General features: G+C 29.0%; 19 protein-coding genes and 1 tRNA gene. 11 read left to right on the forward strand and 9 right to left on the reverse strand.

From position 1 onward, the window contains the following. Nucleotides 1-105: 105 nt before the first annotated feature. Nucleotides 106-525, reverse strand: a complete 420-nt coding sequence (ybeY, locus tag FHG05_RS15415; protein WP_140999003.1) for an rRNA maturation RNase YbeY — start codon at nucleotides 523-525, stop codon at nucleotides 106-108. Further along, nucleotides 518-3,856, reverse strand: coding sequence for a hypothetical protein (locus FHG05_RS15420; protein ID WP_140999004.1), 3,339 nt, complete (start codon nucleotides 3,854-3,856; stop codon nucleotides 518-520). Before FHG05_RS15420 ends, ybeY begins: the two co-directional genes overlap by 8 nt. Nucleotides 3,857-3,948: 92 nt before the next feature. On the opposite strand from FHG05_RS15420, the gene FHG05_RS15425 reads away from it, so the two are divergent. Beyond that, nucleotides 3,949-4,977: an alkane 1-monooxygenase gene (locus tag FHG05_RS15425; protein ID WP_140999005.1), complete on the forward strand. Its 1,029-nt coding sequence runs from the start codon at nucleotides 3,949-3,951 to the stop codon at nucleotides 4,975-4,977. A gap of 83 nt (nucleotides 4,978-5,060) precedes the next feature. Then, nucleotides 5,061-6,578 (forward strand): glutamate--tRNA ligase, encoded by a 1,518-nt coding sequence (gene gltX / locus FHG05_RS15430; protein WP_140999006.1) that lies wholly within the window; start codon nucleotides 5,061-5,063, stop codon nucleotides 6,576-6,578. Between the two features lie 34 nt (nucleotides 6,579-6,612). On the opposite strand, the gene FHG05_RS15435 is transcribed toward gltX, so the two are convergent. Then, nucleotides 6,613-7,263 carry an outer membrane beta-barrel protein gene (locus tag FHG05_RS15435; RefSeq protein ID WP_140999007.1) on the reverse strand — a complete coding sequence of 217 codons (651 nt, stop codon included), beginning with the start codon at nucleotides 7,261-7,263 and terminating at the stop codon, nucleotides 6,613-6,615. A 100-nt stretch (nucleotides 7,264-7,363) separates the two neighbouring features. Between FHG05_RS15435 and FHG05_RS15440 the strand changes: the two genes are divergently transcribed. Beyond that, complete coding sequence (locus FHG05_RS15440; protein WP_140999008.1) at nucleotides 7,364-8,341, forward strand: SPFH domain-containing protein; 978 nt, start codon at nucleotides 7,364-7,366, stop codon at nucleotides 8,339-8,341. 330 nt (nucleotides 8,342-8,671) lie between these two features. On the opposite strand, the gene FHG05_RS15445 is transcribed toward FHG05_RS15440, so the two are convergent. Then, nucleotides 8,672-10,354, reverse strand: a complete 1,683-nt coding sequence (locus FHG05_RS15445) for a glutamine--tRNA ligase/YqeY domain fusion protein (protein WP_140999009.1) — start codon at nucleotides 10,352-10,354, stop codon at nucleotides 8,672-8,674. Between the two features lie 115 nt (nucleotides 10,355-10,469). Between FHG05_RS15445 and folB the strand changes: the two genes are divergently transcribed. Beyond that, nucleotides 10,470-10,826: a dihydroneopterin aldolase gene (gene folB, locus FHG05_RS15450; protein WP_140999010.1), complete on the forward strand. Its 357-nt coding sequence runs from the start codon at nucleotides 10,470-10,472 to the stop codon at nucleotides 10,824-10,826. 88 nt (nucleotides 10,827-10,914) lie between these two features. After that, a tRNA-Cys gene (locus FHG05_RS15455) sits at nucleotides 10,915-10,985 on the forward strand. A gap of 180 nt (nucleotides 10,986-11,165) precedes the next feature. Here FHG05_RS15455 and FHG05_RS15460 read toward each other — a convergent pair. The 3 genes from FHG05_RS15460 to rnr are packed head-to-tail and all read right to left on the reverse strand — an operon-like array spanning nucleotide 11,166 to nucleotide 14,763. Next, nucleotides 11,166-11,846 carry a LysE family translocator gene (locus tag FHG05_RS15460; RefSeq protein WP_140999011.1) on the reverse strand — a complete coding sequence of 227 codons (681 nt, stop codon included), beginning with the start codon at nucleotides 11,844-11,846 and terminating at the stop codon, nucleotides 11,166-11,168. 44 nt (nucleotides 11,847-11,890) lie between these two features. Next, a complete protein-coding gene (locus tag FHG05_RS15465) occupies nucleotides 11,891-12,556 on the reverse strand; it encodes a head GIN domain-containing protein (RefSeq protein ID WP_140999012.1) in 666 nt (221 codons plus the stop codon). A gap of 29 nt (nucleotides 12,557-12,585) precedes the next feature. Then, on the reverse strand, nucleotides 12,586-14,763 hold the full coding sequence (gene rnr, locus FHG05_RS15470; protein ID WP_140999013.1) for a ribonuclease R: 2,178 nt from the start codon (nucleotides 14,761-14,763) through the stop codon (nucleotides 12,586-12,588). A 200-nt stretch (nucleotides 14,764-14,963) separates the two neighbouring features. Here rnr and FHG05_RS15475 point away from each other — a divergent pair, with 200 nt between their 5' ends. The 6 genes from FHG05_RS15475 to FHG05_RS15500 all read left to right on the forward strand — a co-directional run bounded on the left by FHG05_RS15475 (nucleotide 14,964) and on the right by FHG05_RS15500 (nucleotide 21,315). Beyond that, complete coding sequence (locus FHG05_RS15475; protein WP_140999014.1) at nucleotides 14,964-15,203, forward strand: DUF2007 domain-containing protein; 240 nt, start codon at nucleotides 14,964-14,966, stop codon at nucleotides 15,201-15,203. Between the two features lie 631 nt (nucleotides 15,204-15,834). After that, the gene (rpiB, locus tag FHG05_RS15480; RefSeq protein WP_140999015.1) at nucleotides 15,835-16,266 is read left to right on the forward strand and encodes a ribose 5-phosphate isomerase B; all 432 of its coding nucleotides are present in this window, start codon (nucleotides 15,835-15,837) and stop codon (nucleotides 16,264-16,266) included. 36 nt (nucleotides 16,267-16,302) lie between these two features. Beyond that, nucleotides 16,303-17,211, forward strand: coding sequence for a cation diffusion facilitator family transporter (locus FHG05_RS15485; RefSeq protein ID WP_140999016.1), 909 nt, complete (start codon nucleotides 16,303-16,305; stop codon nucleotides 17,209-17,211). 15 nt (nucleotides 17,212-17,226) lie between these two features. Then, complete coding sequence (locus FHG05_RS15490; RefSeq protein WP_140999017.1) at nucleotides 17,227-18,279, forward strand: hypothetical protein; 1,053 nt, start codon at nucleotides 17,227-17,229, stop codon at nucleotides 18,277-18,279. A gap of 12 nt (nucleotides 18,280-18,291) precedes the next feature. After that, entirely contained in the window at nucleotides 18,292-19,113 is an 822-nt protein-coding gene (locus FHG05_RS15495; protein ID WP_140999018.1) for an NAD(P)H-hydrate dehydratase, read from the forward strand. Nucleotides 19,114-19,191: 78 nt separating this feature from the next. Next, entirely contained in the window at nucleotides 19,192-21,315 is a 2,124-nt protein-coding gene (locus FHG05_RS15500; protein ID WP_140999019.1) for a Tex family protein, read from the forward strand. A gap of 71 nt (nucleotides 21,316-21,386) precedes the next feature. Here FHG05_RS15500 and FHG05_RS15505 read toward each other — a convergent pair whose 3' ends face one another. Both FHG05_RS15505 and FHG05_RS15510 read right to left on the reverse strand, forming a co-directional pair. Then, nucleotides 21,387-22,109 (reverse strand): hypothetical protein, encoded by a 723-nt coding sequence (locus FHG05_RS15505; protein WP_140999020.1) that lies wholly within the window; start codon nucleotides 22,107-22,109, stop codon nucleotides 21,387-21,389. Further along, nucleotides 22,109-25,198: an HsdM family class I SAM-dependent methyltransferase gene (locus FHG05_RS15510; protein ID WP_140999021.1), complete on the reverse strand. Its 3,090-nt coding sequence runs from the start codon at nucleotides 25,196-25,198 to the stop codon at nucleotides 22,109-22,111. The genes FHG05_RS15505 and FHG05_RS15510 overlap by 1 nt, the downstream gene beginning before the upstream one ends. Nucleotides 25,199-25,217 lie beyond the last annotated feature (19 nt).

Consider the following 25,217-nt stretch of genomic DNA (forward strand, 5'->3'; position numbering starts at 1 on the left):
AAATTATTAATATATAATAAGTAATTTAAAATGTTTCACGTGGAACATGTAAACTAATGTTTATAAAAATGTTTCACGTGGAACAAATTAAATTAAACCTAACTTTTAAAGTTCCACGTGGAACATGTTAATTTTCTCTTCTTCTTTGGCTCGCATTATATTACTTTGTGATTCTGTTTTGTCTTTATAACCGCAATAATGTAAGATTCCATGAGCCATTACTCTTTTAATTTCAGCAGGAAAAGTTGTATTAAAATCAATTGCGTTATCTTTTACTCTTTCTATAGAAATAAAAATATCTCCACTAATAACACTACCTTCAGTATAATCAAAACTGATAATATCTGTAAGTGTGTCATGTTGTAGGTATTCCATATTTATGTTGTGAAGATATTCGTCATCACAAAATATATATGCTATTTCTCCTAAAACCTTGTTTTCAGAAATTATTATTTTCTCTAACCAACCTGCGTAAACAGCTTCGTCTTCTAAAATAAAATCTGTTTCGTAATTAAAATTAATCATTCGATTTAAAATATTCTTGAACTTTTTGATTGTAATTTGGCTGCAAAGGTAAACTTTGTCTATTTAATATTTCTATACTATTTAAATAATCTTTTAATTCTTTTGAAAGAATAGTTGTGGTTCCCTTGTAATCCTTATTGTTAGAATTTGATTTTCTTTTATTGTCTTCACCTTGTTGTTGAATAGCATTTTCTAACTTTAATAATTCATGTTTTAAATTAAGCATCTTATTTAAAGTTTCATTTTTGAAACCTTTGTTGATTAGTTGCTTTTCAATGTCTTTCATTTGTTGAAGTGCGTTTTGACCCATACCGGACATACCTTCTTTCTCCAAAGCATTTTGTAAGGCATCACGTAGTTTTTGTTGTTCTTTAATAATTTCTAAAACTTTACCAGCGTCACCTTCCATGCCGTTTTGGCCTTCTCCTTCTCCTGATGAACCTTGTTGGTTAGAATTGTTTCCTTTTTCTCCATTCTTTCCTTCTTTAGAACCATTTTGTGCTCCAGGTTTTTGTCCTTCCTTTTGTCCAGGTTGTTGTCCCTCTTTCATACCTTTCTTCATTTGCTCTCCTAGACTTTCTTGTTTTTTAATAATATCCGGTAATTGCATTCCTTGGCCTTGACCTTTTTTGGGTTTACCAGCTCCACTACTTTGCATCATCATTTGATCGCGAACATTACTTAAAAAGTCTGATAATGTATTTGCACTAGTTAAAACATATTGTTGATGTGAAGTCCCTTTATAAATATTATTATCTACCAAAACATCTAAAGATTTATCTAGGTTATAATGAATTTCGCCGACTTCGTTTAAAATTATTTCAGTTATTTTTGGATTTCTTAAAGAAATTGCAAAAAGACTATCATCTATATGTTTAAATTGATTTTTTAAATCTTGTTGCTCTTTTAAGATTTTATTAAATTGTAAGGATTTAGTTTCAACTTTTTTAGTCTGATTCATTAATGCTTCTTCGTTAAACGAAAATGATAATAGATTATCAAGAATCTGACGCATCATTTTAGCATCTTCTTCCATCTGTTCGCTTTCACCTGCTTGAATAGACATAGCCATCTTTTGACCCATTTGCTTCATTTTAGAACCCGCAGCTTTTTGATTTTTACCTGCATTTTGTTTGTTATTGTTTTGTAAATTTTCTTCTGCTTTGTTTAAATCGTTTTCAATATCTTTACTTTCATTCTGATCCAAAGGGATATCTAAAGGTGTTTTTAATTCTTTATTTTCTTTATCTAAGTCATATAGTTCTTTTTGTAACGTGTCAAATTCATCTGAAAGTTTCTTTTGTTTTTCTAAAGAATTTTCTTTTTCATCTGCTAATTTTTCTTCTTTATCTCCGAGTGTGTTTAATTTTTCGGCTAATTGTTCAGCCTTTTTTTCGACATAAAATCTCTTGGTTAGTTCCACTAATTGTTCAAGATTCTTAGATTGATTTTTACTGTTTTGTTTTAATTTATCAGCTTTATCAAATAATTTATCTTTCTCTAATTTTTTGGACAACTCTTCTAATTCTTTTAATAACGCCTCATTTTCTTTAGATTGTTTTTCAGCTTCATCTAAACGTCTAATTAACTCTTCTTTATCTTTATCCATCTTTTCGGGATTAAATTCATCGAGATTTTCAGATAATTTTTTAGTAAATTCCTTCATCATTTCATCTTGTTGTTTTTGACGTTTGATAAAATCATTCACTTTCTTTTGGTCTTGAAAAGATAAATTCTCTTTTTGTTTGTTTAGTTTTTGTAACTTATCTAATTCATTTAATTGCTTGTCTTGGTTTTGTAGAGATTTCTCCAGACTATTTATATTTTCATTTTGTTCTTTTAGAATACTATCGTCTATTTCAGACTTCGTTTTTTCATAATGAGAAAAAACAATAGATTTAGAACTTTTAAAGTGATTGATTGCATCATTATCAAATATTTCAAAGTAATATTCGTAATCCATTCCAGGCAACAAATCTATACCATCAGGGAAATGATAGATGAAACGGTCTACAAGATTATTTTTTAATTGAATAGGGAAAGTTTTAAATGCTTTAGGATCATTTTTATTATAATAAACAACTTGTAATTTTGATAAACCATAATCATCACTTACTTCACCTAATATAACATTGCTTTTCATTTTCAAACTATCTGGAACAAATTCAGCCGTTATAGAAGGGAACTGATCTTTAACAATAGTGATTTGGTATTGTAGTTTTTCAAAATTCTGAATTTTTTGATTAGAAGTTAAAATTTCATAGGTGAGTGGATTTACAATACGAGATGTAAACTGGAAATTATCCTCCTCTTTAGTAAAAGGAAAAATAGAATTATTAGTTTTAAAAGATATTGCTGTTGTAGCTAGAGCATCAATTTTCCAAGATATTTGAGTTCCTTCAGGCACCATAGCATTACCTGAACCATAAATAAGTTCATCTGTTTTTTTAAGATAAGCAGGATAATGAAGATACATTTGAAAATTAGAAATAGAAGGAACTTGAATAACTTTTAATTGGTAATTTTGACTCTCAATGCCATTAGATTCGAAATAGAATGGAGTATCTTTTTGAATGTTTTTAAAAGTAAAATAAAAAGAACCTTGCGCTTTTTTTTCTAAAAAATAAGTTTCATTATTAATAACTATAGACGCATTTTCAGGAATAATTTTTCCGATTGTAGAAACATCAATAGTAAAATCTTGACCTTGTTGTACGAATAAATTTTGTTCCGAAATTATAAATTGAAATGGAGCAGGAGCTATATATTGGGTTTGAAAATGAACTACACGATCCAAACTATTAGTGATTACATTTGCATTTCCTGTAATAAAAAATAAAACTAAAAGCAAAACTGGTATTATTGCATAAGGTAAATATTTTTTGTTTTTAGAAAAAGAAATTGCGTTAGAAAAGGGTATAGGAGAAAGCTGATTCGCTTTTTGTTCAATAGAAGCTAAAACTAATTCAGAAGAACAACTAGAATTAGATAATTGCAAAAAATTCAAAAGAGAATCTTTAACTTCTATAAAATGGCTACCAATAATTTTGGAAGCTTGAACATAATTAATTCCTTTTGATAAATGAAATAATTTGAAAATAGGAAAACAAATAAAACGTAAAAACAAAAACAATTCTACCACAACAAATATCCAAAAAAGAATGGTTCGACCAGGTATTGATAACCAAAGGAAATGCTCAATCAAAAGAGTAATTATAAAATATAAAATACCAAACCCAATAAACAAAATACTTCCCTTTAATAATTCATTTAAATAATACTTTTTTATAAAGGCTTCTAATTTCTGATATATAACCGTTTTAAGTTCCATTTCTAAAGCAATAGTTTTAACCGATAAATTTACGATTTTATTGAATATGAATGGAATAAAAAAATTTGTAACTTTAGTAACTAAAAATAGTTATGAAATATCTTTTAGCATATACCTTACCTTTAGCATCATTGTTAGGAATCTATGTTGGAAAATCTTGTTGCTATTTGGGTGTAGTTTATGCTTTTATTTTAATACCTTTTTTAGAAATTATATTACCAAAAGATGCTACTAATTTAAATAAAGAAAGGATAAGTAGAGTAGAGCATAATTGGATTTTTGATGCTTTATTGTATTTAAATATTCCAATAGTATACGGATCAATTTGGTATACTATGCAACTTATAACTTACACATCTAAAGAAATACATGAGTGGATAGGCATTATTTTAAGCTTAGGAATTATATTAGGTGCTAATGGAATTAATGTAGCACATGAATTAGGCCATAGAAAAAAGAAATGGGAAAGAATTTTAGGTAAATTATTATTAATTCCAACCTTTTATATGCACTTTTATGTGGAACATAATTTAGGACATCATGTTCATGTAGCGACTCCTGAAGATCCATCGACTGCAAAATACAATCAAAATGTATATGCTTTTTGGTACCAAACCATAATAGGTACTTATAAAAAAGCTTGGCAAATTCAGTTAAAATTAAATAAAATAAATCATAACTCCTTTTTTACTTTACAGAATGATATGTTTTGGTTTACCATAATTCAAATCAGTTATTTATTGCTAGTATATTTCATTTTTAATACTAATGGATTACTACTTACAACAAGTTCAGGAATTGTAGGTTTTTTATTACTAGAAACTATAAATTACATAGAACATTACGGCTTAAAGAGAACTCAATTACCTTCAGGTAGATATGAAAGAGTAACGGAAAAACATTCTTGGAACTCTAATCATATTATGGGAAGAATTTTATTATATGAATTAACTAGACATAGCGATCATCATTATAAGGCATCTAAAAAATACCAAATATTAGAGTATCATGATGTGAGTCCACAAATGCCTTTTGGATACCCAACTAGCATGGTCATCGCTTTATTCCCACCTTTATGGTTTAACGTTATGAATAAAAGAGTTCCCGAAACGATGAAATAAAAATAAAATTTATGTGATAAAGGAAATTGGAATTTTTTCATTGAAATTTTTATAGTTGTATCTTTGCCAAAAATTATCAAAAAATGTCTAAACCAGTAAGAGTACGTTTTGCTCCAAGTCCTACAGGTCCTTTACACATTGGTGGTGTAAGAACTGCATTATTCAATTATTTATTTGCCAAAAAAAATGGTGGCACCTTTTACATTCGTATCGAAGACACCGATCAAACTCGATTTGTAGCGGAAGCTGAATCCTATATTTTTGAAGCATTAGAATGGTTAGGTATTGCACCAGATGAAACCATTGGTAAAAATGAAAAATTTGGACCCTACAGACAAAGCGAAAGAAAAGCAATTTACAAGCAATATGCAGATCAATTAATCACTAACGGTTGGGCGTATTATGCATTTGATACTCCTGAAAAATTAGACGAATTAAGGAAAGAAGCTGAAGCCAATAAAAATACTTTTATTTACAATCATACGGTAAGAGATACATTAGATACCTCATTACATCTTTCTAAAGAAGAAACTGTAAAAAGAATACAATCGGGCGAACATTATGTCATCCGATTTAAAACACCTGTAAATGAAGTTTTAGAAATTCAGGATATTATTCGTGGAAACGTAAAATTTGATACTAATTTATTAGATGATAAAGTATTATTTAAAAGTGACGGCATGCCAACGTATCACTTGGCGAATATTGTTGACGATCATTTAATGGAAACTTCACATGTGATTCGTGGAGAAGAGTGGTTACCAAGTGTACCTTTACATTATTTATTATACCAAGCATTTGGTTGGGAAGCACCAGAATTTGCACATTTACCCTTAATTTTAAAACCAGTTGGTAATGGAAAATTATCTAAAAGAGATGGTGATAAAATGGGCTTTCCCGTTTTTCCTCTAGAATGGAAAACATCTGAAGGAATATCCATGGGTTACAGAGAAAATGGCTTTTTCCCAGAAGCGGTAGTTAACTTTTTAGCGTTATTAGGTTGGAATGATGGCACAGAGCAAGAAATCTTTTCTTTAGATGAATTGGTTGAAAAATTTGATTTGAATAGAATTCACAAAGCAGGAGCGAAGTTTGATCCAGATAAAAATAAGTGGTTCAATCATCAGTATTTGCAGAAGAAAAATGATGTTGAATTGGCAGCTATGTATCAAAAAGAATTAGCAAAGAAAAATATTTCTACTGCGCACGATATGTCAGAAGATAAATTAACAAAAATTGTTTCCTTGGTAAAAGATAGAGCTAATTTTGTAACAGAGTTGTATGATTTATCGGATTATTTCTTTGAAGCTCCAAAATCATATGATGAAAAAGCAGCTAAGAATTGGAAAGAAGAAACACCAGTTTTAATGGAAAAAGTAGCTAATGAGTTGGAAAAAATTACTGATTTTACTGCTGTAACTATTGAAACGATTTTAAAGGACTGGATGACTGCAAATGAAATTGGAATGGGGAAAGTGATGCAACCGTTACGATTAAGTGTAGTAGGTGCTTTAAAAGGACCTCATTTATTTGATATTATTGAAATGATTGGAAAAGAAGAAACAATTAGAAGAATTAAAAAAGCAATTGAAAGTTTATAAACGAAAAACCCAGCAAATTGCTGGGTTTTTACTTTTATAAATAAATTGTAATCATTCCGCTCAAAATACCATAATTGGCTTTAAACTTTTGATTGCCATTAAGCGCTTTTAAATCGTCTTTTTTATTTAAATTATTCATAAAATTATTGATACCATATTGATACGCTACATGCAAACGAACATTTTCAATACCGGCTGTAATACCAGCATAAATATTACCACTAATTTTAGTAACATCTACAATATCATTTGCTGTTAATAAAGGACTATCTTTTAATAGTTTTAATTTGTCATTATCCTCGATCGATAACTTACCATTTACTTGTAAAACAGGCCCAATTTCTAAACTTAAATGATGCTCAATAACCATATAACTTCCCGTTAAGAAAACCTGTACACCAGACATTGTATAGGTAATATCGTCTGCAGTTGTTAAAGATTCTAAAGAGAATTTACTTTGTGTAAAATGCATTCCAAAAGCCATTTGCCAATCATTGTAATAATTGCCTCTTAATGAAAAACCAGCGGTCCAACCTAGTTCAGGTTTTGCATTGAATTGATCAGAAAATAAGCTCATTTGTGTAATACCTCCTGAAAGACCAATACGATTACTATCGCGTCGACCATATTGTGCATTCAAAGAAAAGGTAATGAAAAGGGTTAATAAACAGATAATTTTTTTCATATTCCAAATTTTCTATAAAAATAAGGTTATTAAATAAAACGTGTAACTTTTTTCGATAAAAAGCGTATAATAACTATAAACCAATTAAATAAACCACATTATGCCTTTTTTAATTATTGTAGTTGTATTAGGATTGTTCATCCTATTGAGTTCATTTTTTACTGTAAAACAACAAACAGCTGTTATAGTAGAACGCTTTGGACGTTTTAATAGTATTCGAAATTCAGGATTACAACTAAAAATTCCAGTTTTTGATCGCATTGCTGGAAGAGTAAATCTTCGTATTCAACAATTGGATGTCATCATTGAAACTAAAACGAAAGACAACGTATTCGTAAAACTAAAAGTTTCAGTTCAATTTAAAGTATTACAAGAAAAAGTATACGAAGCTTTTTATAAATTAGAATATCCACACGATCAAATTACTTCTTATGTATTTGATGTAGTGCGTGCTGAAGTACCAAAATTAAAATTGGATGATGTATTTGAACGAAAAGATGATATCGCTATTGCAGTAAAAAGAGAGTTGAATGAAGCAATGTCTACTTATGGTTATGATATCATTAATACTTTAATTACCGATATTGATCCAGACATTCAAGTTAAGAATGCCATGAATAGAATTAATGCTGCGGATCGTGAAAAAACAGCCGCAGAATATGAAGCAGAAGCTGGAAGAATTAGAATTGTAGCGAAAGCGAAAGCAGAAGCAGAAAGTAAAAGATTACAAGGTCAAGGTATTGCCGATCAAAGAAGAGAAATTGCTCGTGGATTAGTGGAATCTGTTGATGTGTTGAATAGAGTAGGTATCAATTCACAAGAAGCGTCAGCTTTAATTGTGGTTACCCAACATTATGATACTTTACAAGCAATTGGTGCAGATACCAATAGCAATTTGATTTTGTTACCTAATTCGCCACAAGCAGGAAGTGAAATGTTAAATAATATGGTTGCTAGTTTTACAGCAAGTAATCAAGTAGGGGAAGCGATGAAAAAAGCAAATACTTCCAAAGCAAAAAATAAAGGTAAAAAAGATATTTTTGGAGGAACAGAAGAAGAAAAAGATTCAGAAGAATAAGATTTGAATCAAAAATTAAAAATGAAGCCATCAATTTTAAAAATTGGTGGTTTTTTTGTTTGTAAAAATAATTTTGGTACTAAAAATTAAAATAAAGCGATTTAAAACCTTTTTCTAATAGAAATATAAAATCATAAAGACTGTTTTTTAAAATGTCTTATATTTAAAATATGAAAGTCAAATTTTTAATATAAAATCTATTATTATAAAATATACTATAATTAAAATTTATAATTATAAAAATCTATTTAAAATATAAAATTGATAACAGATATAAATTAAAAAGGCTAGTTCATGAACTAGCCTTTTTAAAATTTATTTTGAGTAAAATTATTGTACACTTACTTTTGCCCAAGTATCACGTAAACCAACTGTTTTGTTAAAAACTAATTTTTCAGGTGTTGACTCTTTATCCACACAGAAATAACCCAAACGTTGGAATTGAAAATGTTCTAATTCTTTAGCTGATTGCAAACTTGGTTCTAAATAACCAGTAATAACTTCTAAAGAATTTGGATTGATGTACTCTTTAAAATCAACTTCTTTATTTCCATCTGGATTTTCGTGCGTAAATAGACGATCAAACACTCTAATTTCTGCCTCAATAGCATGAGGAATAGATACCCAATGTATTGTTCCTTTTACTTTTCTTTTACTAGCTTCGGAACCACTTCCTGATTTAGAATCAACATCATAGGTACAATGAATTTCAGTAATATTTCCATCAGCATCTTTTACAACTGATTCTCCTTTAATGATAAAGGCATTTTTTAAACGTACTTCAGTACCTAAAGATAATCTAAAGAATTTTTTGTGTGCTTCTTCTTGAAAATCTTCTCTTTCAATGTACAATTCTTTAGAAAAAGGTACTTTTCTATAGGTCATTACTTCTTCTTCAGGATTATTTTCAGCTTCTAACCACTCTTCTTGTCCTTCTGGATAATTGGTGATTACCAATTTAACAGGATCTAAAACTGCCATAACACGTGGTGCCACTTTATTCAAATCTTCTCTAACACAGAAATCTAACAAAGAAACATCTATTAAATTTTCTCTTTTGGCAATACCAATCGTTTTTGCAAAATTACGAATAGCAGTCGCAGTAATTCCTCTTCTTCTCATACCAGAAATAGTACTCATACGTGGATCATCCCAACCTGTAACATGACCTTCTGTAACCAATTGCAATAATTTTCGTTTAGAAACAACGGTATGCGATAGATTTCTACGTGCAAATTCTCTTTGTTTAGGTCTTACCTTAGATTCATCATAAATTTGGTTTAAAAACCAATCGTAAAGCTCTCTATGCGGTAAAAACTCTAAGGTACAGAAAGAATGCGATACTTGTTCTAAATAATCGCTTTCTCCATGAGCCCAATCATACATTGGATAAATACACCAATCATTCCCTGTTCTATGATGATGAGCATGCATAATACGATAAATAATAGGATCACGCATCAACATATTATTCGCATTCATCGAAATTTTAGCTCTTAAAACGTGTGTACCTTTTTCAAATTCACCTTGCTTCATACGTTCAAATAAATCTAAATTTTCTTCTATCGAACGATTTCTGTAAGGAGAATCAGTACCAGGAGTTGTAGGAGTTCCTTTTTGAATAGCCATTTCTTCAGAAGTTTGACTATCAACATACGCTTTATCTTTTTTAATTAACTCTACCGCCCAATCATATAATTGTTGGAAATAATCCGATGCATAACATTCTTTATCCCATTGATAACCAAGCCATTCAACATCTCTCTTAATTGCATCTACAAATTCCTGCTCTTCTTTTGAAGGATTGGTATCGTCAAAACGAAGGTTAACAGGTGCATTATAATCGATTCCTAAACCAAAATTCAAACAAATAGCACTAGCATGACCCACATGTAAATAGCCATTAGGTTCTGGTGGAAAACGAAAACGTAATTTATCTTGAGGTAGACCTTTTTTTAAATCTTCTTCAATAATTTGTTCAATAAAATTTAATGATTTTTCTTCCGTTGACATAATAATTTTCAATGTTTTGACAAAGATAGAAAATGTTTAATTGTTTAAAGTTTAAAGTTGTTTAAAAGTTAAAAAAACATAGTAACTTTGACAGTAATTATAAATAAAATTTGCAATGGGAATTATTATTTTACAAAATATACGCACCTATTCTTATCACGGCTGTTTATTAGAAGAAGGAAAAATTGGTAGTGATTATAAAGTAGATTTAAAAATCAAGACCAATTTAAAGAAATCAGCACAAACAGATGAATTACATGATACGGTAGATTATGTAGATTTAAATCGAATTGTAATCGAAGAAATGGCTATTCGAGCAAAACTCTTAGAACATGTGGCTCAACGCATTATAGATAAAATCTTACAAGAATTACCAACTGTTACTCAAGTTAAAGTTGCTGTTTCAAAGTTAAATCCTCCAATTGGTGGTGATGTGGAAGCAGTAACCATAGTGCTACAACAAAAAAGATAGTGCAATAAAAATAATGGAAAATTAAAACTTTTTAGTGTTTAAACTTTAAACTTTTAAACTTTTTATTATATTTGCACTCCTAACAAAAGGCGTCGTGGCCGAGCGGCTAGGCACCGGTCTGCAAAACCGTCTACCCCGGTTCGAATCCGGGCGATGCCTCTGAAAGAGTTATTAGAAATAGTAGCTCTTTTTTTATGTGTAATTTTTAGAAAAAATTAAGTAAAGTTATCGGGAGAAGACTTTATTTTAATAATAGTTACTAGAAATAGTAACTATTATATTTCACAATAGTTGCTACTATATAAAAAAACCTTAAAGATAATCTTTAAGGTTTTTTTATTATTTAAACATATCAAAATGTTGTTGAAGTTTCTGTTTTTCATTTGGAAATAAACCTTGTAAAACAAAAAACAATCCAAAAATGAGAATAACAATACTAATAACGCGTTTAATTTTATAAATATTTAAGGGCGTTAATTTGTTTTTTAATTGCTTTGCTAATAGAATTTTAGCAATATCAAATAACAAATAAAAGAATAAAATAGCTCCAAAGAAAATGATAATACGTTGGGTTTCCATATGCATTTTTGGTCCGTGTGTAATGATAATCATCAACCAAAAACCTAAAACTCCTATGTTGATAAAATTGACTAAAAATCCTTTAAAGAATAAACCAAAATAATTGTTCTTTTGAATATTATCTTCATCTTCAGGAATATCTTGTTTTTTTTTATACGTTTTCTTTAATTGAATAAAAGAAATTAAACCATATCCTAACATAATTAGACCTCCAACAATAAACAATGTGGGGTTATCTTTTAATTGTTCTAGCAGTTGATTGGTACTTAAATAAGCAATTAAAATAAATAAAATATCTCCAAAAACGATACCTAAATCTAAAGTTAAAGCAGCTCTAAAACCTTTAGTTATACTTGTTTCTAGTAAAACAAAAAAACCAGGTCCTATTGAAAAAGCCAAAAGCAATCCCCAAGGAATTGCTGCTAAAATATCTTGCCACATAGTGTAAAAAACGTGTTTAAAACACGAAGTTACATAAAAAAAAACTATTTCGCTTGTTCTATGGTTCCTCCAGCTATGGTTTTTTGGTTGATTTGCTTTGGTTTTCCATGAATTAAAATAGTACCGCCAGCTCTAATTTTGGCATCTACTAAATCAGTAGCATATACATCTGCTTGACCTCCAGCATTTCCCGTTATAGTGGTTTGTTTGGTAATTAATTCTTTAGCTTCATATTGAGCTCCAGAATTAACTAAAATATCAGCATAATCAGCATTACCTGATAATTTTAAAATACTTCCTTGAGATGCTCTAGCTTTTAATTTCTCCACTTCAAAGTTTACTTTAATTTCTGAACCTTCTTTAGCAATTAACTCAAAAAGTACACCTTCAAACGTATCATTAGAAGAAACTCTTGAACCTTCGTTCGCTTCTATAGCATCAATTGAAGTATAATATACTGTAGCAGAAATATTATCGCCTTGCAATAATTTACCGAAGCTCATTCTAATTTTTAATTCACCATTTTTATTTACTATTTCAACATCTTCCTTTTTATCTCCTTTTAAAACTACCTTGTTTTCAGTACTTTTAATTAAATACACATCAATTTTATCAAAAGCCGTTACTTTAGAAAAAGCACCTACTTGTTTTTCAGTTTGTGAAAAACCTAAAGCAGTTATAAATAATAAACTATAGATTAATTTTTTCATGATTCTTTATTTTAAATTTTAATTCTTTGCTATTCGTTTTTCCTTAAATACCAGAAATCCAATTGTTTTTTAACTAAATCTGCATTTTTTACTTTTACAAATACTTCATCTCCTAATTGTAAAATATTTTTTGAAACTTCTCCTACTAAAGCATATTGCTTATCATCAAAGGTGTAATAATCGTCTTTTATTTCACGAATACGACACATTCCTTCACATTTATTTTCAATAATTTCAACGTAAATTCCCCATTCAGTAACTCCAGAAATAACCCCTAAAAACTCCTCATCTTTATGATCTTGCATGTATTTTACTTGCATGTATTTTATAGAATCTCTTTCTGCTTGAGCTGCCAAATTTTCCATATCTGAAGAATGTCTACATTTCTCTTCATATTCTTCCTCACTTACACTTTTACCTCCATCTAAATAATGTTGTAACAAACGGTGTGCCATAACATCTGGATAACGACGAATTGGCGATGTAAAATGACTGTAATAATCAAATGCTAAACCATAATGGCCAATATTTTCAGTTGAATAAACGGCTTTACTCATGGTACGAATCGCTAAAGTATCTACTAAATTTTGCTCTTTTTTTCCTTGTACTTCTTCTAATAAAGTATTCAAAGAATTGGAAATGGATTCTTTAGATTTGAAATTAATAGAATAACCAAACTTTTTAATTACTGTTTGTAAATTCATTAATTTATCTTCATTCGGTTCGTCATGAATTCGATATACAAAAGTTTTTTTCTGTTTACCAATGTATTCTGCTACTTTTCTGTTTGCTAGTAACATGAATTCTTCAATCAAATGATTGGCATCTTTGGAAACTTTGAAATAGACTCCTGTAGGTTCAGCTTCTTGATTCAAATGAAATTTAACTTCAACTTTATCAAATGAAATAGCCCCATGAGCCATTCTTTTTCTTCTTAAAATTTTAGCCAACTCATCTAATTTTAAAGTAGCATCTACTATAGGTTGCGGTACTTTATATTCAGTTCCAGTTAAGGATATTGCTGCAGGAATAATGTCTGACTTTGTCTCTATTATAGCTTGTGCTTCTTCATAAGCAAAACGTTGGTCACTATAAATTACGGTTCTTCCAAACCAAGAATCTACAACTTCTGCTTTTGGATTCAATTGGAAAACAGCTGAAAAGGTATATTTTTCTTCATGCGGTCTAAGCGAACAGGCAAAATTAGATAACACTTCTGGAAGCATGGGCACTACTCTATCGACTAAATAAACAGAAGTGGCTCTTTGATAGGCTTCTTTATCTAAAATAGTATCTTCTTTAACATAATGAGAAACATCGGCAATATGCACCCCAATTTCATAATTTCCATTTTCTAAAACTTCGAAAGAAAGAGCATCATCAAAATCTTTGGCATCCTTTGGATCAATAGTAAAAGTGAGAATATTTCTCATATCTCGTCTCTTTGCTATTTCCTCTTCTGTTATTGAAGTATCTATTTTATTAGCATAAGCTTCTACTTCTACAGGAAAATCGTAAGGCAAACCGTATTCAGCAAGAATCGCATGAATTTCAGTATTATGTTCTCCTGGTTTTCCTAAAACATGTTGTACTGTTCCAAAGGGAGAATCTGCTTTTTTAGGCCAATCTTCCATAGAAACTAATACCACATCTCCATGTTGTGCCCCATTAATTTTATTTTTTGGTATAAAAATATCCGTATACATTTTTGCATTGGTCGTAGTAACAAAAGCAAAGTTTTTTTGAATATCAATTACACCCACAAAATCGGTTTTAGCCCTTTCTAAAATTTCCAAAACTTCTGCTTCAGGTCTTCTCGAACTTCTACGATTATAAATATAAGCACGTACTTTATCACCATCTAAAGCATGATTCAAATTGATAAAAGGAATAAAAACATCTTCTTCTAACTCATCACAGATAAAATAACCCGTTTTCCTTGAAGTCATATCTATAATTCCTTCATAATATTCTGATTTAGAAATAATTTGATACTTCCCTCTATCGGTTTCATGAATTTTATCTTGTGATTTTAAAATTTTTAAATCACGTATAATTTCATTTCTGCTTTTCGTATCATTTAATTCTAAAGCCGCAGCAATTTGTTTGTAATTAAATGACTTTGAAGGTTCTTTTGATAATATTTTAAATATTGGTGCGGTAAAATCTTTTTGCTTTTTACCTAATTTTTTTGGTTTCTTACTCATTGTATTTTTTATGTAAGTCTTGCATTTTTTACGGAAACACAAGCATATAACCTTTACACTTTCCGTATCTAAAAAAAAAAATTACAGACTCTATTTTTAATTAATGGTGAAAGTTACGAAATAGTTACTAGTTGCAAGTTATATGATTTAAGTTTTAATATAAATCTAACATTATTTATCTTTATAGAAAGATTAAACACATGAAAGATTTTGTAACAATTGCTATTTTTAATTTTCCTCATGAAACCTATATTTTAAAAAATCTTTTAGATCAAGAAAATATTGTTCATTTTTTTGAAAATGAAACTTTGGTAGCTATAGATCCTTTTGCTTCTATAGCCTACGGTGGTATCAAATTAAAAGTACATCCTAAAAATATTCAAAAAGCAAAAGAAATTTTAGATCGTTTCCATAATGACAATCATTTAAAAATTGTTTAGTTACTAAAATGAAAGTTTTCAACAGTATTTAAAAACAACAAAAAAGAATTTTTAAAATTTTAAAATTTATGATGGTTATGATAGCGTGTTAATATGTGGTATAAGTTTTTTTTAATCCTTTGATTTTATAAGTTTTCTTTAGTTATACAATTCTATTAACAACACTTTTTTTAGATAACCCCTTGATTTTTAATTTTAAGAATGTTTTTGTGTTTTGGTTATTAACAACTGTTAATTTCTGTTTTTTATTGTCTTTTGTAAATAACTTTGCTTTTAAAAAATGTTAATAACTGATGTTTATAAACTCATAACTTTGGAATAAAAAATAAAAACTATTCCTCATTTTTTCATTTCCATTTTTGATTATAAAAAAAACGTATTCCTTTTTAAAAAACTTCTCTTTTTTTGTTTTTACTTATTAACAATTGATGTTAATTTAAAGTTACCTGATTATCAATGCATTGTAAAATACTATTAACAACGGTGAGAATTAACTTTAAATTGATTTTTAAATAACTGATTCCTAAATAATTATAAATGCTATCATTTAATAACAATAATAATTGGCTTCTGTTTTTTTACTCCATGGTTAATTACTTATTTTTGTAACACATAAACAACACAACTCATTATGATAATTTCAATCGGTAATGACCATGCTGGTCCCAATTACAAAAAAGCAATCGTTCAGTTTTTAGAAAAACAAGGTCACCAAATTATTAACCATGGTACAGATACTTTTGATAGTGTAGACTATCCTGATTTTGGTCATCCAGTTGCTGAGGATGTAGCGAATAAAAAGGCTGATTTTGGTATTGTAATTTGTGGTTCTGGAAACGGAATTGCGATGACAGTAAACAAACACCAAGAAATACGCGCTGCACTATGCTGGACAAAAGAAATTGCTGAATTAGCTCGTTTGCATAATGATGCCAATATTATAAGTATTCCTGCTCGATTTACTGCTATTGAACAAGCGGTACAAATGGTAGAAACCTTTTTAAATACTGCTTTTGAAGGTGGAAGACATGCTACGAGAGTGAACAAGATTGCTTGTCAATAAAAAACAGAGGTATATAGAATAGTAACAATTAAAAATATGTCTCATAGCCACAGTCATAATCATAAACATCAAGTAGAAGGCAAAAATTTATTGTTTTCCATTGTCTTAAATGTGATTATTACGCTAGCACAAATTATTGGTGGTATTGTATCCGGAAGCTTAGCTTTAATTTCAGATGCTTTGCATAACTTTTCGGATGTTTTATCCTTAATTTTTAGTTTAGTGGCTCATAAATTATCAAAAAGAAAAGCTTCTTTTAACCAAACTTTTGGATTTAAAAGAGCAGAAATATTGGCCGCTTTTGTAAATGCAGCTACTTTAGTTATTGTAGCTTTCATATTAATTTATGGTGCTATTGAACGTTTAATAGCTCCTATTGAAATAGAATCCAACTTAGTGATTTGGTTGGCTTTACTAGGTATTATTGTAAATGGTTTTTCCGTTTTATTATTAAAAAAAGACGCAAATCATAATATGAATATGAAATCGGCCTATTTGCATTTGTTAACTGATATGTTGGCTTCTGTTGCCGTTTTAATAGGTGGTCTATTAATGTTATTTTACAAAATATATTGGATAGATAGTATTATGACTTTAGGAATTGCTATCTATCTAATTGTTGTTGGATTTGATTTATTAAAAAAAGCTACTAAAATTTTAATGCTTTTTACTCCAGATCATATTTATATCAAAGAAATCGTTAGAGAAGTTCATAAGATTAAAGGAGTAAATAAATTGCATCATATTCATGTTTGGCATTTAAATGAAGAAGAATTGCACTTAGAAGCGCATTTAGATTGTACAGAAGACATACTAATTAGTGATTTTAATGAATTGTTGCATCAAATTGAAAAGGTACTTTTAGAAAAATTTGAAATCAATCACATTAATATTCAACCTGAATTTAAGAAAGAAGATCCTAAAGACTATATCGTACAAGATTAAAAATTTTACTTGAAAATGACTAACGAAAAACAACAGTTAAAAAAAGAGTCTTTCCCTATAAATAAGCCCCTTCGGGATTATTTGGACACCTATAAAAGACTAACTAAAACCAATGTTTTTTATGAAGATTTATTGCGTTTTCAAGGCGCTATTTCTGTATTTGATAAAGAGGGGAAAGATACCTTATGGGTTCGTGTTTACTATAATGAATATGAACGAGCAGAGATTGATAAAAATCTAAAAAAGATTTATACCTTATTGCATTCTGATGGAAATGAAAGTAGCTTTGCTTTTTTAAATGTGGACCAAATTGACTTTTGTACGTTTGGGAATTCCAAACCCTTTCGAATTAAAGTCAGAAACATCTTAAATGACAATTACACGCATTTTTATATAAAAAAGGCAGATGCATCTCGTATTTATGGATTAGAATTAGAGCATATTTTATCGCCAAATCGAATCAACTATTTGGTATTTAAAGATACTTTAATAGAAGAACACATTGTAGGTATTCCAGGAGATGTTTTTATAGAAAAAAACTTAAAAGAGTGTACAGAGCATGAAAAAGCACAAATAGCCAAACAATTTGTAAAGTTTAACGAAAGATGTATGATTGGTTTATTGGGCGATATGCGTTCGTATAATTTTGTTATTATTCCTATTTATGATTTTGATCAATTGGTATTTAAAATTAGAGCCATCGATTTTGACCAACAAAGTTATGAAGGGAGCTTTAAATTGTATAAACCACATCTTTTCAAAGAAAATTTTCAATACAATCAATTGGTTCAAAATAAATTGAGCCAAAGCTCTATTGAACAGTATCAAAATGAAGAACGATCGGTTCTTGTAAAACGCTTGCGAGATTCAAAAGTTCGGATTCATGATTTATTGGTTGCTATGAAATCAACACCTTTGGCACCTAAAGAACATATTGAACAATTAGGAAAAGAAATTTATAATTACACTTTAGATCTTAATTTTAAAAAAGCAACCTCTATGGGTGAAATTGTGGAAGCAGCACTAAATTTTATGAAGCGTAATTTTAGGTTTGAAGGAGATGATTAATAGTAAAGTAAAATGACGATTATTGATAACAACCTAGTACAAACTTTTTACAAAAAAAGAAAGCCAAACACCCATAAAGGAGATTTTGGTCACGCTTTTTTAATTGTGGGAAGTCCGAATAAAATGGGAGCAGCATTAATTGCTTCTAAAGCTTGTTTACGAGCTGGTGTTGGACTATTAACGACAAATGTTCCAAAAGAAGAAAAAACAAGTGTTACGAATTTCATTCCTGAAGCAATGCTTTATTTTAGAGAAAATAGTATCGATTTTACTCCTTTCAATGCAGTAGGAATCGGACCAGGATTGGAACAAAATGAAGCTTCACAAAAAATAGTGTATACTTCCCTTCTAAAAGTAAGGAAAAACCTAGTTTTAGATGCTGACGCTTTAAATATTTTAGCCCAAAATCCAGATTGGTTTAGCCAATTACCTAAACAAACCATTTTAACACCGCATCCGAAAGAGTTTGATCGATTATTTGGTACGCATACTTCAGAAGAAGCAAGAAGAGAGACAGCTCATAAAAAAGCGACACAATGGAATTGTATTATTATTTTAAAAGGCCATCAAACGTTTATTACCAATGGAATTGATTCTTACGAAAACACCACCGGAAATTCAGGTCTAGCTAAAGGAGGTTCGGGCGATGCTTTAACAGGAATTATCACTGCTTTTTTAGCACAACACTACCCTCCTATTCATGCAGCAATTATTAGCGTGTATCTTCATGGTTTAGCTGCGGATATCACATTATCCAAACAAAGTGAAGAAAGTATGTTAATTTCAGATGTAATTGAAAATTTAGGATGGGCATTTAAAAAAATAGCAGAATAAATACACTTTATTTTCGTTAGTTTATTTTAAGCAAATAAAGTTATTTGTATAAATTGCACCCAGAAATTTTTGACTATAATGAACCAAATCCAATTTGTAAAAGCGGTTGTAAAAACCGCTGATAAAAATATTGAAGCTACCTTAAAATTACTTTCTGAAGATTGTACCATTCCTTTTATTTCACGTTATCGAAAGGATCAAACTGGAAATTTAGATGAGGTAGAAATTGAGACAATAGCGAAATTATCCAAACAGTTTGATGAAATTGTGAAACGTAAAGAAGCGATTCTAAAAACTATTGAAGAGCAAGGCCAACTTACTTCAGAACTGAAATCTAAAATTCAGAATAGCTTTGATTTACAAGAAATTGAAGATTTGTATTTGCCTTATAAGAAGAAAAAGAAAACCAAAGCTGATGTAGCAAGAGAAAACGGGTTAGAACCTTTGGCTAAAATTATTATGGCACAAAATAATGATGAAATTGAATTTGAAGCCTCGAAATACCTTTCTAAGAATGTATCTAATGAAGATGAAGCTTTACAAGGCGCAAGAGATATAATTGCCGAATGGATTAATGAAAATATGTTCATCCGAAAAAATTTACGTCGTTTGTTCCAAAGAAAAGCAGTCATTACTACCAAAGTGGTTAAAAAGAAAGCGGAAGAAGAAGAAGCTCAAAAATTTCAACAGTATTTTGACTGGAGCGAAGCTATTTCAAAAGCACCTTCACATCGTTTATTAGCCATGCTTCGTGCCGAAAAAGAAGGTTTTATCAAATTAAAAGTAGAATTAGAAAATGATGAAGCCATTGATTTTATTGAAGAAAATATTTTAAAAGGTAAAAACGAGAGCACTTCACAAGTTAAAACAGCTATAAAAGATAGTTATAAACGTTTATTAGAACCTGCTATATCAAATGAAACATTGCAAGAAGCTAAAGCGAAAGCAGACGAAAAAGCAATTGAAGTATTTGCAGGAAATTTAAGTCAGTTATTACTAGCTCCTCCTCTTGGTGAAAAACGCATTATGGCAATCGATCCGGGCTATAGAAGTGGTTGTAAAGTAGTTTGTTTGGATGAAAAAGGCGATTTGTTATACAATGAAACGATTTATCCACATCCACCTCAAAATGAAAATGCGATGGCGATGAAAAAGGTGCGCTCTATGGTAAATGCCTATAATATAGAAGCCATTTCTATTGGAAATGGAACAGCAAGCAGAGAAACGGAATTTTTTATCAAAAAAATAGCTTTTGATAAACCGGTTCAAGTATTTGTAGTTTCAGAAGCGGGTGCATCTGTCTATTCTGCTTCTAAAATTGCTCGTGATGAGTTTCCAACGTATGATGTTACGGTACGAGGTTCTGTCTCCATAGGAAGAAGATTAAGCGATCCATTAGCGGAATTAGTAAAAATAGATGCGAAATCAATTGGGGTTGGTCAGTACCAGCATGATGTCGATCAAACCAAGTTGAAAGAAGAATTAGATACCGTTGTGGTTCGATGCGTAAACTCTGTTGGAATAAATATAAACACTGCGAGCAAGTCATTGTTAAGTTATGTTTCCGGAATAGGTGAAAAAATGGCTGAAAATATTGTGGCTTACCGATCTGAAAATGGCCCTTTTGAAGACCGAAAACAACTTAAAAAAGTACCAAGATTAGGTGATAAAGCCTACCAACAAGCAGCTGCTTTTATTCGAATTAAAGAAGGAATAAATCCATTAGACAATTCTGCGGTACATCCAGAAGCATATAAAATAGTAGAAAAAATGGCAAAGGATTTAAAAATTTCAGTGAACGAATTAATTGCCAATAAAGAAAAGATCAGTCAAATTAAATTGGAAAATTATATTTCAGATGAAATAGGAATTTTAGGTTTAAAAGACATTGTTAAAGAATTAGAAAAACCAGGTTTAGACCCTCGAAAAGCAGCTAAAGTTTTTGAATTTGATCCCAATGTTAAATCAATTCACGATTTAAGAGCGGGTATGATTTTACCAGGCATTGTAAATAACATTACTGCTTTTGGTTGCTTTGTTGATGTAGGTATCAAAGAAAGTGGTTTGGTTCATATTTCGCAACTTAAAGAAGGCTATGTTTCCGATGTGAATGAAGTTGTTAAATTACACCAACATGTACAAGTAAAAGTAGTTGATGTGGATGAAGCGAGAAAGAGAATTCAGTTAACGATGATATTGTAAAAAATTAAATCAAAAATCACAAATTCCAAGATACTTCGACAAACTTAGTTTGACAATTGGAATTTGGGATTTTAATTTAAAATCATCCAATAATGATTTAAATTGATTTTGTCTAAGGTAATTCTAGAATGTGCAGAAAGATACTTGGTTATTTTTTCATTTTCACAAATAAAATTTAGGTCTATTTTTAATTTATCTTCTTCAAACCAAGAAATATCAGGATTTGTACTTTGTTGCAGTTGTTCGTTAATCCATTCATTAACTTTTGCATACCAATGACTTGAATTTTCTCCTTGTATATACCCAATCATAATAGCTAGATTATTAGAAATTTCTTGAGAATGAACTTCTTTTTTGAAACGTTCAATTCCCCCTAAATTTCCTTCGACATATTCTTTTTCTCTTTTACTTCCAGGAGTTGGAAGTCTTTTAGCTTCCATAACTACTATTTTTCCTAGATTTCCTTTTGTATTAGCAAGTATTACTCCTGTATCGTATGTTCTATGCCCTTTTCCAGTAGATTGATTACTGAATTGAAATTCATAATTATCCTGTTTTTCAAAAGTATAAGTATATTTCTTTTCATGGGTATTAAAAAACACACATAGGTTTTCTGTAATTTTGTTTTCACCTTCTATGGTATTAGGTAAATTTTGAAGGATGCTACTATTTTTTAGATAATCAGGGAATAGGTTCAATTTTTGTTCTATAAAAAGTATTATTTCATTGACATAAGTATTGGTGTCAATGTTATTAAAAAATGGATTATTGTACCTATTAGAACCTTTTCGCATTAATATCCATTTTTTATCATATCCTCAAAAACATCGTCAGCATCTCTCAATGCTATAGATTTTAACCAATATCTAAGATTTTTTGGTTTTATCAAAAAGATAGAATTTGGTCGATAAATACGCATTACTCTTTTTGTAATTGAATTAGTTGAAAATTCGTTAATTATTAAATTATTTATATCAAATGCATTTTCAAATATTCCTTCGTATTTAATGTTTTCGCCATATTCGAACTCTAAAGCATAAAATGTTTTACCATAATAGATTTTCTTTAAAACCTGTTCTTTAGAATCTTTTTTGTAAATAGAATTAAATGATTGATTAAATATATCTGCAAAAGCTAATAGATTGTCATTAGATGATTCATTTTTATTTATAACGGCTTTTTCACCTTCATACCAAGAAGGGTAGATATAGTCTAAAACGTCATTCATTATAATTTTTTCCGAAAAAGAAAGATAAATTTCATCTCCTTCTAATGGAATAGTCCAATTATTTATATCAGCTTTTTGAATTACGGAAGAAGAACCTAAGAAAAATTGCGAACAGGTTGCTAATGTTTTTAAAGCATTTATTTTTTCATTTTTTTGTAAAATATGATATATATTTTTTGCTATTTCTAAACCATTTTCAATCTCAGAAAAGGAAATCCCTACAATTCTAGAATCATAGGCAATATTATTTTTATGCAATCTAACAAATGATTTAGATTTTGTAATTTGCTCTTTAATTGTAATTATTGGACCCAAAAAAGCTTCTTCTTTTGGCACGTAATAGAATTTAGTTTTATCAGAAAGATTTTGATAGTCAAGAACATCAAAATTTTTAGCTGTTAATATGTCTTTATTAGTAACATATTGACATTCTTTATTTTTACCATCTTTTTCTCCTTGTGGAGTTCCTATCATAAACCCTTCAGTATATTTTTCTTTATCTATATTTAAATAATTAAAAATATAATCCTCTAAATTTGTTTGAAAATGTGTTTTTTTATTTAATTTATTTATTAAATGATTTAATCGATTTCCACCTAATAAATTACATCTCCAAATAGTATTGTCATTTAAAACAATTTCTTTTGGAATATCATAAAAATCATAGTAATCAAATTCAAATGATAATCCATCTTTGGTGTTTTTTAATAATCTTGAAACAATATGATTTGTATTATACTCTTCAACAAATTCTTTTTTATAAAAAACAGCACAAGATTCTACTGAGGTACTTTTACTTTTTTTTGGTTTTCCTTTACTGTCTAAAACAGGTTTTTGATTTTCGTCCAAAATTTCACGACTTTTCGATTTGAATAAATCATTTTTTAATAAAGTAAAATCAATTATCTGATGAACGTAAAATTGATTAAATAATGAATTTCTGAACTCTTTTGCACCAGAATTATATAATAAAGAAGTGGATTTTTGTATGAAACACAATTCACCTTGATTTCTTAGAAGTAAACTACTTGCTTCTAAAAACATTAGAGCTAGTTGATTATCAGGTATTTTAACAGAGAATTCAAAGTTGATATTTTCTTTTAATTTTTTTGTAATTGTAGAATATTCCTTAATCTTTTTATCTTCTTTTAAAGATTGAAATGGTGGGTTACCAATTATTAAATCTAGGCTATTATGAAAATCTTTATTTTCAATTAAAAAATCAAAAAAATCTTTGTTGTAGATATTAATATTTTGTAAATCTTTAAAGATCTTATCTTCATTCCAAGTCCATAATTCTTTATTAGGAACTAATTGACATAAAGCTAATTGAAGACTGAATTTAGTTAGTTTAACTGAAGTAGGATGTAAATCAACACCAAAAACATTATCAGATAAAATTTTCTTAACGATTTTTAAGTTAGGAGTTGCTAATTCTCCTGTTTTTTTATTTCTGTTTTTTACTCTCCAGCGTTGTACTAATCGTTTGAAAGCTGTTGTAATAAATATTCCACTTCCACAACTCACATCAGCCAATCTAACATTATATATTAAATCTTCTTCTTTGTTAGATAAAGGTAAACATTCATCAATTAGCAAATTAACCAAATGGCTTGGAGTATAGACCGTTCCTGAATTTTCCTTGTCTTTAGGAATAAATTCTTCATAAAAATTACTGATTAATTCAATAGGAATATGCTTAAAAGAATACATTTTCCATATATAGAGAGTTGTATTACTTCCAAATTTTCCTTCTAGACAAAGTGCCAGTGATGTTAAATTTAATTTATTTAAAAGATTTTTTCTTTCACTGTCGATAAAAAATACATTTCCATTAAAATGGAAATCGAGTTTATCTAAAAGAATACTTAATTTATTTTCCTCTAAGATTTTGTTTAATGAATCAGGAAGTTTATTTTTTCTATAAAATTCTTGAGCATCTTCTAATCCATTTTCTTCTAGATATTTAACCAGAATACATTTAAACAATATTTCATCTGCAAAATCATTTGCATCTTTAGGATTGTTTTTGAAATTATTATCACTTTGAAAAACAATATGAAAGCTTTTTCTAATTAAAGATAATGATTTGACAAGTTCTTCATAAGCTGAGGTATTGTTTCTAAAATGTTTAGAAGCTTCTTTAGACTCCCAAAATTCACCACTATTTAATTTTTTTGCATTAAAATATTTTGATAAAATATTTAGCTCATTTTCTAATGAGTATGATCTTTCAATTACACATTCATCATTAGTAATAGTGTTTTCATTTTCTATCTTGACTGGTTTTCTTGTATCGTAAAGAGTGATGTTGATTTTATCAATTATTGCTATTAATGCAACTTGACTACTGCTGTAAACATTCCTATGAATTTCAGCAATTTTACTTTTGTCGTATTTAGAATTTTGATTATCATAAAAATAAACTTGAGCTACACAATCTCTATTATCGTCATAATATTTAAAATAGACTGCATCTGCTTCTAAAACGGATGCATATTCAAGAGCAATAGTATGTTTTGGTCGAAGATTAGATGGGGGATTTTTAGTAAAAATAATTTCTGGATAATTATTTTCAATATATAAATCAGAACTAAAAAAATCTAGTTTTCTTAGAACATCTACCATTAAACGATTTTCTTCTATATTTACCACTTTACAAAAATAATTTATT

The sequence above is a fragment of the Flavobacterium profundi genome, from assembly GCF_006491645.1.
GTDB classification, from domain to species: domain Bacteria; phylum Bacteroidota; class Bacteroidia; order Flavobacteriales; family Flavobacteriaceae; genus Flavobacterium; species Flavobacterium profundi.